The organism is Methyloprofundus sp., assembly GCF_965251085.1.
GTDB lineage: Bacteria > Pseudomonadota > Gammaproteobacteria > Methylococcales > Methylomonadaceae > Methyloprofundus.
The window spans coordinates 446,388-459,243 of the sequence record NZ_OZ252594.1; the positions used below are offsets into that span (position 1 = coordinate 446,388).

Genomic DNA, 12,856 nt, shown 5'->3' on the forward strand with positions numbered 1-12,856 from the left:
TGCTTTATTTGCTATGAACCTTGAAAAATCAGTTGCTCATGGTTTCTAGCGCAACCTATTGATCCCACAGCACTTCCAAAAAATTCCCACACAGCTATGGGTGAACCTAAGATTTTGTGAAAGTATTATATTAATTCAATATGTTGCACCATAATTCCTCGCTCAACTGATTTTTCTAGGATGAATTGTTGGCTGCCGTGCCAACGCAAGCATAAAACGACTGGATATTGCCCCTGATATTGAAATACAAGCGCCTAGAGTCAGGACCCCGTTGATGCCAAATTTATCCCAGATCAAATTACCTACAATAGGGAGTAGAAAGCCTGCTAAATGAAAAAACGTCATTCCTGTGGCAAGGTCGCTGACTATATAAGCACTTCTATCGGCTTGTTTAAGATAAGCGTCAGTAATGACAGCGGAGCCAAATAACAAGGAATCAATCAGAAACAAAATCATGGCAAGCATAATACCTTGGCTTGGTGCCTGCATAAGAGCATAGGAAAAACCACCAAAGACAGCTGCAATGATAATATACAATATTGTTAAAATATTTATGGGATTAAACTTATCAGCTAGTGCTCCAAGTAGTCTGTAACCGAAAATTCCTGTTATATTTCCTGCCAGTAAGAGCAAGCTCATAGAGACAATGGACATTTGAAAAGCCGAGACAAATTGAGTCATGATAAAGGCTTTAAATAACGCACTGCGACTGCCAGAAATAAAATTAAGTAAATAAAAAGACCATAAACCAGGAGAGAAATGCAGTGCAGTACGTTTGCGGCGATAGTGAGAGTTACGTAAACTTTTTCCTACGACAAGGCCGACAAATAATAAACTAATGCCACTAATGATAAACAGAGGCTCGATCTGGTGGTTGTGATTAAAGAAATAGATAAGGATAGCAGTTAGTGCCGCCGCGAAAGGCCCCAGACTTTTTAACCGCCCTAGAGCCCGATTAACGGATCTATGACTGCGCTCCCGAATACAGACATTATGAGCCAGGGGTAAATACCAGGCAAAGCCCATGCTCAGCATAAAGGTACCAAGTAACAGGCCTTTGTTATCGGAAGCGATGCCCAAAACAAGCAACCCCGTTCCCAGTAAAAGCAGAGTGATGCCTGTAAGAAGGTGCAAAGGGACTTTGTGGGCAATATAGCCCAGTAGAAAGGCAAAAATGCCGGGAATTGAAGCAATAGAAAATAGCCAGGAGATTTCTGTCTGATCTAGTTGAATGACCTCAATACTATAGTTATAAAAAGTGGAGCGCCAGAGGCTGTGGCCTAGAAATACGGCAAAATAACTAAAGCTAATGACCTTAAGTAAATTTCCCTTACCCTGAGTTATTGCAGTTTGTTTTTTTATGGCCATGGGGGGAATGCATTTAGGATATTTTTAGATATTTGACTAACATTATTTGATTTATTCATACTCGCAATGCTTTTACTCTTGTATTGCTTAAATTTTTCTTGCAACTCATTAAAGCTTTGGATTTGGTATTTATCTTTTAATATAGTTAATATACTATCTAGCTTACTTTTTTCTTCTTCGTTTTTATTTATGTTTACTAATTCTTCTTTATGATTCATCAGTAGAAGAATATACTGCTGTTCGGACAATTTTGATCCAAAAAAGTCCAGTTTTGCATATAGTACGGTATTTAATGAGAATTTTGCATTTTCAATTTTTTTACAATTGATAAATTTAACGCCACTAAGTTTCGCCTGATTGAAATTTGTATTTGCTAATTCTGCATTCTCAAAAGTAACGCCGGATAAGTTGGCGTACTGAAAATTTGCTTCTACTAAATCAGCATTAATAAATTTTGAGATCCGCAAGGACGAGCCAGAAAAATTTGCTTGATATAAGTTAACATTAGTAAAAATACTATCATCAAGATTGTATTTTATATACTCTTTATTTCGTAGATTAAGGCGATTTGTATCAGAGGGGCCTATGATTTTTTGTTTTGGTACATTAAGTTGACTGTGTTTAATAATCGTATTTATTGTGCTCTTAGCTACACCCGATTTCCTTCGAGAAGTTTCAATTTTATAGAGGCCATTTTTTTCCTCATTTGACAAAACTGAAATACCTTTTCCCTCTAAGGGGATATTTTCAGGTTTTGAAAAATGATGCTGAATCTGTAATAGAAAAGGTAATGCTTCATCACCATAGACAGCTAATGAACGAATTCGTTGTTGAATAATTTCCGGTGAATCATTCTTATCTGGTGAAATAATAGAGGAAAAAATGGCTACTAAATGCTTTAAATGTTCAGTTTCCATTTCTCCCTGGGCAATATTCTGAGCATTTTTCTGTTGGCCTTTAGCAATTAACTCAGCACTTTCCTTTTGTTGCTGGGCAATTAATTTAGCACTTTCCATTTGCTTATCATTAATTGAATTAGTCGCTAATATAGTGAACCCACCAATTATTAGTGGAATTAAAATAGCGCTACAGATAGGGAGTAATTTAGTTTTTTGTTCTTCGCGCTTAGGTTCATGCCCATTATTAAGAAGTGAGGCATATAGTAGAGTTTCGCGATCCAGTATTAAAGCACGTCGCTCATTACCCTTGCGGCGCGTAGTTTTTTTTCTTTTATTATCTGCAAGCGAATGACTCTTTTGCGAGTGCCTTCTATCGGTAGTATTAACGCGCCTGTCCTGTGCGGCTATTCGTCTTTCAATTAATGGGAAGTACATCTTCTTCTCCTCAAAATACGAGCAATTCATTGGTAAGCAGGTGTCTTACATTGTGTTGCAATGGCAAGATAAAGCTCCGAAGTATATTAATAGTCTATTCAATTTGATACTAACAAATAGCTTCAGTCTGCGCAATACTAATTGGCGCTGGTGGGCTAGGACTGCCTATTACCCATAAGTTGTGTGTCGATAAGAAAGCAATGTCTAAGAGTCTGTTTTTATTAAAAGCAAAATTTAAAACAATTATTTTTGTAAAGACGTAACTTATTGATTATTCAAATGTTAGCACTTGTGGGTAATAGGTAGTCCTAGTACTCCATCACACTAGTATTGACGAGTAATATGGAGAGGACTTCAGTCTCGCTTTATTCTCTGCCTTGATCATAGCGGACTCAAGTCCGCTCTACAAAAGCTTACCCGTAAAACAACATTAATGGAGTGCTAGGTTTAGTTAGGAAGGTTGAGAGGCATAGTAGAGCTTAGTACAGCCCCTATTTTCTTAGAATAAAATGAACGTATCAATTTTTCAGTAGTACCAATAATCTATTGTTCGCTGGCATAGCATGGTCATCCTGAATTGTTACCCCTGCTGCATTAGCAAGCTGTTCAATCTCGCTAAAATCACGAATACCACTTTCCGGGTCGCGTGCTTTTAGCCATTTATCAAACTGCTCATTACTTGTGCTGGTATAGCTTCTTTGATAATTAAAGGGGCCATAGATACACACAGAAGCTCTTGCTGATAAATACTTTGCTAAACCGGAAAAAAAGGCCTCTACTTCATGCCAGTGCATAATGTGCAAAGTATTTGCAGTAAATATCGCTTCTATTTGCTGGCAGGGCCACTGCGTATCGCTTACATTTAAAGCTAGGCTAGTCGCTAAGTTGTCTAGCTTTGCATCCTCTATCCAGCGATTGATACCAGGTAGATTTTCTTCCCTGTCAGTTGCTTGCCATTGCAAGTGCGGTAGTTTTTGCGCAAAATAACAGGCATGTTGGCCCGTACCGCTGCCTATTTCCCAAACTGTTGCCGGCTTGCGAAAAATAGTTTCTATTACCTGTAAAATAGGCTGTTTATTGTTTTCAGAAGATTGCGAAAAGGGTTTATTCATGGTGATTAAGCAAATTAATAGTATGACGGAGGTTAATGCTGTTAGCTGGAATAATTTGGTGCAAACTGATGACCCCTTTGTATGCCATGAGTTTTTAGTGGCGCTGGAACAAAGTGGCTCAGTTAGTGAAGCAACTGGCTGGCTATCAAAACATCTGCTGGTTTTTGAGCAGCAGGAGCTGATTGCTGCCATGCCCTTGTATCTAAAAAATCATTCCCGTGGCGAGTACGTTTTTGACCAGCAGTGGGCTGATGCCTATTATCAATCGGGAATGGAATATTATCCAAAATGGCTTAATGCGATTCCTTTTACGCCCTGCCAGGGGCAGCGTATTTTGCTTAAGGAGGGTCAGGACCTTTCTACCGTGATGCAATTATGTATGAATACGCTTAAGGCCTATTCTGAACAACATAATATTTCCGGCCTGCATTGCCTCTTTGCTGATTATTCCCAAATTAAAGATTTACCTCAGGATATGCTAATCCGTGTGGGTGTGCAGTTCCAATGGTTTAATAAAAATTATCGCGACTTTGACGACTATTTGCAAACCTTTACTTCCAGGCAGCGTAAAAATATCAACAAAGAGCGCCGTAGGGTAAAAGAGCAAGGCATACAATTACAAAAACTAACAGGGCAGGAAATCACGCAACAACAGTGGCAGGTGTTTTTTCAGTTTTATGAACTGACTTATTTAAAAAGAGGCCAGGCTGCGTATCTGAATATCGCTTTTTTTAAGCAATTAGCGCAATCCATGCCAGAGCAGATGTTATTGGTTTTAGCGAATAACGGTCAGGTATATGTGGGCGCAGCGCTCAGTTTTATTGGTGAGGATACTTTATATGGTCGCTATTGGGGGTGTTACGAGGAGTACCACAGCCTGCACTTTGAGGCCTGTTATTATCAGGTTCTAGAATATTGTATTGCTCATAACAAGCAAATATTTGATTCCGGCGCTCAGGGAGAGCACAAGATTTCCCGTGGCTTTGAACCCATTAATACCTATTCTGCACATTGGATTAAAAATACTGAATTTGCTAAATTAATTGCTGATTTTTTACGCCGCGAAGAGGAAATGGTAGAGGGATATAAACAAGCTTGTATTAAGCAATTGCCTTTTAAGAAACTAGTTTAGAGCTTAGGTAATGTTATTTGTTTTTTACCATGAAGCGCATGAAGGACTTGAAGAACGGAAGTTAATTCTTCGTGCTTTTCGCGGTAAACCTTCTTTTTGTCTGGTGAAATATAGATTCTCAGGAATTTACAACCAATATGCGGAAGCGGGATCTTTAGTCCCGCAGGCTGAAGGCGGGACTAAAGATCCCGCTTCCAAGTAGTAAAGTATTGATTGTCATAAATTGATTACTCAGGATGTATGGAAGGTTATTAATCTCAAAGGCTATAGTTGAGCTTAAATTAAGCCCATGCTTTATGCTTTTACCTTCATGCCCTTCATGGTAAAAAAGATTAATACCTTGAGTTATAAACAGGAAAATATTGAAAGTGTACGCAGAGTTTTTATATTTGGGGGGTATGTATCTCCCGCCTGTGCCGATGTGAAGCATCGTTCTTGAACCGAAAGGTTCAAGTGGGTGTCTATCTTGCATTTCAGGCTTTCCGCGGACGGACATGCGCACCAGTACAAGAATCGACTCCCGGAGTAAATATAGGTCCAAGAAACACCCACTCCACTGTCGAATACCGCAGGAGATACATAGGTTATATTTTAAACGGTTTTGAGCGCAGTTTCGATCTTAAGATACAATTTATTTAAATGCTCGCCCAGACTCGAGCTATCGGGAGGGCTATTTTGCTTAGATTGCTGCAATTCGACGCTAAGATTTAAAGCCGCAAGTACGGCTACTCGTTCGGCACCGGCGACTTTTCCCGACAAGCGGATTTCGCGCATTTGATGATCTAGTTGCTGGGCTGAAGCGATAAGATCTTCCTGTTCATTTTCAGCGCAGATAATCTTATATTCTTTGCCGAGAATGTTAACTGAAACGGGGTGTTGCTGGATGCTCATGAGCCATGTTCCATGGTTTTTAAGCGGCTAATCATCGCTTCTACACGAGTGCGAGCCAGATTAGTTTTTTCAACTAATTTGGCTTTTTCTTTGACTAGCTCATCTTGTTTGACTTTTAACGTGGTATTTTCATTTTGCACTGAATTATAACGCTGGATTAATTCTTCTAGCTTATTCTCGAGTTCATTTATATCAAATGACTGATTATTTGTGTTCATGAATGATCCATTACCTTAAAGCTAACTCACCATACTAAGGAGCGTGAATTCAATAATACCCGAGTCTGACTTGTTTTTTGACTCCACAGTCGCACTAGAAAAACAGTTGCGTAGCATGTTATGCTCCTATTTTCCTAGCATGCCTGTGATGCCAAAATCCTGCGTCATACTTGCGGATATTATTAAACCCTCGCGCTCTTAAGCATGCGTTTTGATTAAATAGTTTCTATATTGATTTGCTTTACATCCTTTTGCTCTGAGATTATACACTTTAGTGTAAAATTCTCTCAATAATGTATGTTAGCATAAGTACCGCTTTTTATTCCTGCATCCGTATAACAAGCACAGGATGATAATAATTTAACCATTTAAACGCAATGAGCTATTCAGACCTAAATTCAATTATTTTACAAAAAGATGCGGCTGACAGCGTCGCAGAAGTGCATGGCATTGCAGTTGCCATGTTATGCATGAATAAAAACACAGAAGTAAGTGACTGGATAAATGAGGCTTTTTCAGAAGGCCCCAGTTTGTTAGAAGAGGACAAGGTGGAATTGAATAACTTGTTTGAACAAACCAGGGAATTAATGACCAGTGATGAGTTTGTCTTTGATTTGTATTTACCTGATGAAGATGAGGCAGTGAGTATACGTTGCACGGCTTTAATACAATGGTGCCAGGGGTTTTTATTTGGCATGGGACGGGTGCAGACGAATAGTGAATGGCCGGGTGAAGTGGATGAAGTTTTAAAAGATATGATTGAATTTACTAAACTAGACACTGATATAGCCGAAGATGAAGCCGAAGAGGCTGAAAATGATCTGGTAGAGATTCAGGAATACTTACGCGCTGCGGTCATGTTAATTCGTAGTGAATTACATCCCGCTGTAGAAAATAACACCGTGCATTAGGAATATATCGATGATAGCAAGTGAATTTAACAAGCGCCGTGAATTATTAATGAGCCAGGTTGGCAAAGATAATATTGCAATTATTGCCAGTGCCGATACGCGAACTAGAAACCGGGATGTCGATTATCCATTTCGCCAGGATAGTGATTTTTATTATTTAACTGGTTTTAATGAAGCAGATGCATTGGCGGTGTTTATCCCTGGGCGCGAACAGGGAGAATATATTTTATTTTGTCAGGAATTTGATGAAAAAAAGGCCCTGTGGGAAGGTGCTCATGCAGGACTAGAAGGTGCTACTCAGGAGTATGGCGCGGATGATTCATTTCCGATAGATGACTTAAGTGATATTTTGCCTGGCCTGCTAGAAAACAAGAATAAAGTGTTCTATCCGATGGGGCGAGATCCTGAACTGGATCACCATATTATGGAATGGATTACGCATATACGCAGTCAGACCCGTAGTGGAATTTCCGCACCTGGCGAGCTGGTTTCGCTTGAGCATATTCTGCATGAAATGCGCTTAATTAAAAGCCCTGCCGAGATTAAACTGCTGCAAACGGCAATTGATGTTTCGGCAAAAGGTCATATTCGTGCAATGCAGCGTTGTCATTCTGGACGTTATGAATATCAAATTGAAGGTGAGATGATACATGAATTTATTGATAACGGTTTGCGGGCAGTAGCCTACCCTTCTATAGTCGCAGGAGGAGAAAACGCCTGTGTTTTGCATTACACCGAAAATAAGGCGATATTAAATGACGGTGACTTATTGTTGATTGATGCCGGGGCAGAGTGTGACCATTATGCAGCAGATATAACGCGTACTTTTCCGGTTAACGGTATTTTTTCTGGGGCACAAAAATTACTCTATCAATTGGTTCTGGATGCGCAGTTAGCTGCAATGCAGGAGATTAAAGTTAATGCGCCCTGGAATAAGGCACATGAAGCATCCGTTCAGGTGTTAACAGAAGGTCTGGTCGAGCTAGGCTTATTAGTGGGTGAAATTGAGACTCTTATAGAGGATGAGGCGTATAAAATATTTTATATGCATCGCATAGGACACTGGCTGGGAATGGATGTGCATGATGTCGGCGATTATAAAATTAATGAAGAATGGCGAGTGCTAGAAGCGGGTATGGTCTTAACCATAGAACCAGGGCTGTATATTCCAGTAGATTGCAGTTCTGTTGACGAAAAATGGCGTGGAATTGGCATACGTATAGAAGATGATGTACTGGTAACTGAGCAAGGCTATCAGGTTTTAAGCCAGGCGATTCCTAAAACAATAGCCGAGATTGAAGCGGTTATGCAGTAAGGACGTTGCTATAATCCTAGAAAAATCAGTTGCTCACGTTTTCTAGCACAAGCTCTTGATTCCACCGCACTTGCAAAAAATGCCCGCTTAACCTATGGGTGAAGCTAAGATTTTTTGAAAGTGTTATATAAATTCAATATCTTGCACTATGAATTCGCGCTCAACTGATTTTTCTAGGATAATTATCTTAAATGGTGTAACAGCAGAGAGTTAAAATATGAAGCAGGATTATGATGTCGTTATTGTAGGAGGCGGTCTGGCAGGAAACTGTCTGGCTCTGGCATTACAGGGTAGTGGTTTAACCATTGCTATTGTTGAAGCCAGTACTCGCGAACAATTACATAATTCACCTGCGGGTGATCGTGCCTTGGCGCTAGCCAGCGGTACGGTGACAATGCTTGATGCTTTGGGAGTCTGGGCTCAAGCTAAAACATTGGCAACAGCAATCAAGACCATTCATGTCTCTGATCAGGGGCATTTTGGTAAAACCCGGCTTGCTGCAGAAAAAGAAGGCGTAGCCGCATTAGGTTATGTAATAACTGCACGGGATTTAGAAGATGTTGTTGCGCAATTAATTGCCCAGACGGATATAGTGCAAATTAGTCCGGCACGCGTAATAGGCATTGCTTCAGATCAAACACATGCGCATATTAGTTTAAAGCAGCAAGATACTTCAATTAATATATCAGCCAGACTGCTAGTCGGGGCAGATGGTGGGCATTCAACAGTCAGGAAATTGCTGGAAATCGAACAAGCGGTTACTGAGTATCAGCAGGCTGCGATTGTGACAACTATTAAAACAGAATTAGCTCATAATAATGTTGCATATGAGCGGTTTACCAGCTCGGGGCCACTGGCATTATTACCTTTTAAACAGGATTACGCGGTGGTCTGGACGCGTACTAAAGAGGATGCCGAACAACTTCTTATGGATAGTGAAAATGAGTTTTTGGCAGCTTTACACGCGTGTTTCGGTTATAAACTGGGGCGCTTTAGCTTAACTGCTCCACGGCGCTCTTTTCCGCTGACTCTGGTTCGGGCAAAAAGTATGCACTCAGGCCGCGTGGTCATTGTCGGCAATGCTGTGCATCAATTGCATCCAGTGGCTGGGCAAGGGTTTAATCTCGGATTGCGTGATGTAGTGCAACTAGCAGAAATACTATTGAATGCACAACAACAGGGTGAAGATATAGGCGCAGAGGGATTATTGCAAGATTACGCTGTGCAACGCCAGAAAGATCATAATACGGTGGTTAATTTTACAGACAGCCTGGTTAAGCTGTTTTCCAATCAAAGCTTATCACTTGCCGTCGTTAGAAATGCAAGTTTGGCCTTGTTAGATATGATGCCGGGTGCAAAAAAACAATTGGCGCGTTATGCCATGGGTTTTAATGCGCGTATGCCGCATATAGGCACACGGAGACGAATATGAGTAAAGCATATGCTGCAGTTATCGTTGGTGGGGGCATGGTGGGGGCAACGGCTGCCTGTGCTTTGGCCCAGGCAGGTATTAAAGTCGCTCTGGTTGATGCGCATAATCCAGTCAGAGATTGGCCTGCTGAGACTGTAGACATACGGGTCTCAGCCTTAACACGCGCTTCACATAATATTTTACAGGCAGTAGGGGCGTGGCCTGCAATGGTAGAGCGGGGCGTTGGCCCTTATGATCATATGCATGTCTGGGATGCAGACAGTGCAGGTGAGCTGGATTTTGATGCTGCTGATACCGAGTTTACTGAGTTAGGCCATTTGGTAGAAAATCGTGTTACTGTCGCAGCGCTTTGGGATCGGCTGGAAATTTTAAGCGATGCCAGTATCCATTGTCCGGCAAAGGTTGCTGATATAGAGCTTGATAGCAGTGCGGCAAAAGTCGTGCTGGATGATGGACAAATATTAACCACAGAGATCCTTATTGCAGCGGATGGGCGAGATTCCTCCTTGCGTCAGATGGCAGGAATTCAAACGACCGGATGGGAATATAAACAGGATGGGCTGGTTGCAACAATCAGCACAGAAAATAGTCACCAATATACGGCTTGGCAACGCTTCTTACCGGAAGGCCCGTTGGCATTTTTGCCCTTAAAAAATGGTCAGTGCTCAATCGTCTGGACATTAAGTCATCAAACAGCACAAGAGTATGTGGTCTTAACCGAGAAAGATTTTTTGCAACATCTAGAGCAGGCCTCAGGTGGCGTTTTGGGGGAAATGCTGTCAGTCGGCCCACGGGGGGCGTTTCCCTTGCGTTTTCAATATGCCAATCAATATATAGCTGAGCACTTTGCTTTAATCGGTGATGCGGCGCATGCCATGCACCCTTTAGCTGGCCAAGGTGCGAATGCGGGTTTGCTGGATGCTGCAGCGATAGCTGAATTAATTATTAATGCAGAGCAAGCCGGTAGACCGATAGGCAGTCATAAATTACTGCGTCAATATGAGCGCTGGCGGAAAGGCGATAATCTGGCGATGATGGGCAGTATGGATATGATTAATAAAATTTATACCACTCAAAACGAGGGTTTTCGCCAATTACGTGGAAGTGGAATGAGCTGGATTAACCATAGCGCTTGGGTAAAAAATTATTTTAATCGTTATGCGATGGGTTTAAGAGATGATTTACCTGCGTTTGCGCGCTCCTAAGAGTAACTATTGTGTCGTTAAAATAAGCTATTTACCCCATCAGGCGCAATATAAAGCAATCAGGACTGAGTTTAAAGATTAAGCCGTATACATACTGTTAGTATCTGACTTCAGGTATACTTTAATATATTAGAACAGTGGGCCTTGTTGGTGTCGCAGTAGCACTGCTCAAACATGCATTGTAAAATAATAAGGCACATGGAAACAAATAATCATCCATCCTTGCTGGTCTTTTTGTCCATCATCAGCACTGTACCAATAGTTACGTAGCCAGCTATGTGCCTATTGCTACAGCACTGATGACAGACAAAAATCCTGCCCAAATATTGGACGATTATTTATTTCCAGGTGCCTAATCCAACTCATTTGAATACCGATAAAAGTAGCTATCAACTCAAAAAATAACCAGGCGTTTTATGCAAGAAATCAACTCCTTTAAAAATCAATTGCTGATTGCAATGCCCAATCTGGTCGATCCTAATTTCTTTCATGGAGTGACTTTTGTGTGCCAGCATAATAGTGATGGCGCGCTCGGCTTGGTGATTAACCATCCTATGGAAATGACTCTGGGAGATATTTTAGAGCAAATGGATCTGGTCGCTGTCGATGACAAAATAGCAGGGATACCTATTTTCTCAGGAGGGCCGGTACAGCAAGAGCGCGGTTTTGTGTCGCATCATACCTCTGAAGAAACCTGGGAATCGAGTATTACTGTTTCAGATACACTTTCCTTAACGACTTCACGGGATATATTGAAAGCCATCGCAGCTGGCAAAGGGCCCAAAAAATTCCTAATTACGCTGGGTTATGCTGGTTGGGGTGAAGATCAGCTGGAAACGGAAATGAAAAGTAATGCCTGGCTAAGTACGCAATATGATGAAGGGGTGGTTTTTGATACGCCGATCAGCAAACGCTGGAGTGCCGCAGCTCATAATATGGGGCTAGATATTAACTTGTTAAGCAGCCAGGCGGGTCATGCCTAAACAGGATCCTATTCTGGCGAAATTAAGTTCGGAGAGTTACTTAGGGTTTGATTTTGGCAGTAAAAAAATAGGCGTGGCCGTAGGTCAGCTAATCACCAAAACAGCTAGCCCCTTGGAAACGATTCGCTCCTTGAATCAAGTGCCTAACTGGGAAAAAATTGCTCAGTTAATTGAGCAGTGGCAACCTCAGGGTTTGGTGGTCGGGGTATCTCGCCAGGCAGATGGCAGGGATAACCCTATTACCCCTAGAATGTTAAAGTTCTGCCGCCAGTTAAACGGACGTTTTAATCTACCGGTGTTTCAAATAGACGAAGCCTTATCTACATTCGAGGCGAAACAAATGTTGTATGAAGATGTTCAGGTTAATGCAAGTAAACTGTGGGAAGTACAGGACCAACTCGCAGCCCAGTTAATTCTTCAATCCTGGTTAAATCAACAATAATGACAATCGAACATATAGAGATTCCCGTATTACTCAATCAACTGGAATCTTCCATCATTGAAGTAATGGAGCAACGCCGGGTCAGCGACCCTATCATCATTGGTATACACACCGGAGGCGTCTGGGTGGCTGAGCAATTACATCAGTGGCTAAAGATTAAAGAGCCGCTGGGCTTGCTGGACATTTCCTTCTATCGTGATGACTTTTCACAAATTGGTGTCAACCCTAAAGTAAAGCAAAGTAAACTGCCGTTAACGGTTGAAGGACGCGATATTATTTTAATTGATGATGTTTTTTATACCGGGCGCACCATTCGCGCAGCGCTGAATGAAATATTTGATTATGGCCGGCCTAGACAAGTAATTTTGGGCGTATTAATCGAACGTAATGGGCGGCAAATCCCTATTCGCCCCGATTGCGTCGGCGCGGAGATAAATCTTGCAGTTGGACAGCGCATAAAACTCACTGGACCTGAACCGCTGGATGTTGAAATCCAGTCTGTTGCTTAGGAGG

General features: G+C 41.5%; 14 protein-coding genes and 1 other RNA gene. 9 read left to right on the forward strand and 6 right to left on the reverse strand.

Translation table 11 applies throughout. From position 1 onward, the window contains the following. Positions 1-162: 162 nt before the first annotated feature. The 3 genes from ACQY3F_RS02190 to ACQY3F_RS02200 form a co-directional block, all read right to left on the reverse strand. The gene (locus ACQY3F_RS02190) at positions 163-1,368 is read right to left on the reverse strand and encodes an MFS transporter (RefSeq protein WP_428353275.1); all 1,206 of its coding nucleotides are present in this window, start codon (positions 1,366-1,368) and stop codon (positions 163-165) included. Beyond that, on the reverse strand, positions 1,359-2,702 hold the full coding sequence (locus ACQY3F_RS02195) for a pentapeptide repeat-containing protein (protein WP_428353276.1): 1,344 nt from the start codon (positions 2,700-2,702) through the stop codon (positions 1,359-1,361). Before ACQY3F_RS02195 ends, ACQY3F_RS02190 begins: the two co-directional genes overlap by 10 nt. Positions 2,703-3,220: 518 nt before the next feature. Continuing rightward, the gene (locus ACQY3F_RS02200) at positions 3,221-3,814 is read right to left on the reverse strand and encodes a DUF938 domain-containing protein (RefSeq protein ID WP_428353277.1); all 594 of its coding nucleotides are present in this window, start codon (positions 3,812-3,814) and stop codon (positions 3,221-3,223) included. A gap of 22 nt (positions 3,815-3,836) precedes the next feature. Between ACQY3F_RS02200 and ACQY3F_RS02205 the strand changes: the two genes are divergently transcribed. Both ACQY3F_RS02205 and ACQY3F_RS02210 read left to right on the forward strand, forming a co-directional pair. Further along, complete coding sequence (locus ACQY3F_RS02205; protein WP_428353278.1) at positions 3,837-4,946, forward strand: GNAT family N-acetyltransferase; 1,110 nt, start codon at positions 3,837-3,839, stop codon at positions 4,944-4,946. 10 nt (positions 4,947-4,956) lie between these two features. Continuing rightward, positions 4,957-5,148 (forward strand): hypothetical protein, encoded by a 192-nt coding sequence (locus ACQY3F_RS02210; protein WP_428353279.1) that lies wholly within the window; start codon positions 4,957-4,959, stop codon positions 5,146-5,148. Between the two features lie 198 nt (positions 5,149-5,346). Here ACQY3F_RS02210 and ssrS read toward each other — a convergent pair. The 3 genes from ssrS to ACQY3F_RS02225 all read right to left on the reverse strand — a co-directional run bounded on the left by ssrS (position 5,347) and on the right by ACQY3F_RS02225 (position 6,055). After that, positions 5,347-5,524, reverse strand: a non-coding RNA gene (gene ssrS, locus ACQY3F_RS02215) — 6S RNA. A 13-nt stretch (positions 5,525-5,537) separates the two neighbouring features. Beyond that, a complete protein-coding gene (locus ACQY3F_RS02220; RefSeq protein WP_428353280.1) occupies positions 5,538-5,837 on the reverse strand; it encodes a cell division protein ZapA in 300 nt (99 codons plus the stop codon). Beyond that, positions 5,834-6,055: a TIGR02449 family protein gene (locus ACQY3F_RS02225; protein ID WP_428353281.1), complete on the reverse strand. Its 222-nt coding sequence runs from the start codon at positions 6,053-6,055 to the stop codon at positions 5,834-5,836. The genes ACQY3F_RS02220 and ACQY3F_RS02225 overlap by 4 nt, the downstream gene beginning before the upstream one ends. A gap of 377 nt (positions 6,056-6,432) precedes the next feature. Between ACQY3F_RS02225 and ACQY3F_RS02230 the strand changes: the two genes are divergently transcribed. The 7 genes from ACQY3F_RS02230 (at position 6,433) to pyrR (ending at position 12,852) form a co-directional block, all read left to right on the forward strand. After that, positions 6,433-6,966 carry a UPF0149 family protein gene (locus tag ACQY3F_RS02230; protein ID WP_428353282.1) on the forward strand — a complete coding sequence of 178 codons (534 nt, stop codon included), beginning with the start codon at positions 6,433-6,435 and terminating at the stop codon, positions 6,964-6,966. A 10-nt stretch (positions 6,967-6,976) separates the two neighbouring features. Beyond that, positions 6,977-8,281 (forward strand): aminopeptidase P N-terminal domain-containing protein, encoded by a 1,305-nt coding sequence (locus ACQY3F_RS02235; protein ID WP_428353283.1) that lies wholly within the window; start codon positions 6,977-6,979, stop codon positions 8,279-8,281. A 217-nt stretch (positions 8,282-8,498) separates the two neighbouring features. Continuing rightward, positions 8,499-9,713 (forward strand): 2-octaprenyl-6-methoxyphenyl hydroxylase, encoded by a 1,215-nt coding sequence (gene ubiH, locus ACQY3F_RS02240; protein WP_428353284.1) that lies wholly within the window; start codon positions 8,499-8,501, stop codon positions 9,711-9,713. Beyond that, positions 9,710-10,918: a UbiH/UbiF/VisC/COQ6 family ubiquinone biosynthesis hydroxylase gene (locus tag ACQY3F_RS02245; protein ID WP_428353285.1), complete on the forward strand. Its 1,209-nt coding sequence runs from the start codon at positions 9,710-9,712 to the stop codon at positions 10,916-10,918. Before ubiH ends, ACQY3F_RS02245 begins: the two co-directional genes overlap by 4 nt. Positions 10,919-11,334: 416 nt before the next feature. Continuing rightward, complete coding sequence (locus ACQY3F_RS02250) at positions 11,335-11,901, forward strand: YqgE/AlgH family protein (RefSeq protein WP_428353286.1); 567 nt, start codon at positions 11,335-11,337, stop codon at positions 11,899-11,901. Beyond that, the gene (gene ruvX / locus ACQY3F_RS02255) at positions 11,894-12,343 is read left to right on the forward strand and encodes a Holliday junction resolvase RuvX (protein WP_428353287.1); all 450 of its coding nucleotides are present in this window, start codon (positions 11,894-11,896) and stop codon (positions 12,341-12,343) included. The genes ACQY3F_RS02250 and ruvX overlap by 8 nt, the downstream gene beginning before the upstream one ends. Then, positions 12,343-12,852, forward strand: coding sequence for a bifunctional pyr operon transcriptional regulator/uracil phosphoribosyltransferase PyrR (pyrR, locus tag ACQY3F_RS02260; protein ID WP_428353288.1), 510 nt, complete (start codon positions 12,343-12,345; stop codon positions 12,850-12,852). Before ruvX ends, pyrR begins: the two co-directional genes overlap by 1 nt. Positions 12,853-12,856 lie beyond the last annotated feature (4 nt).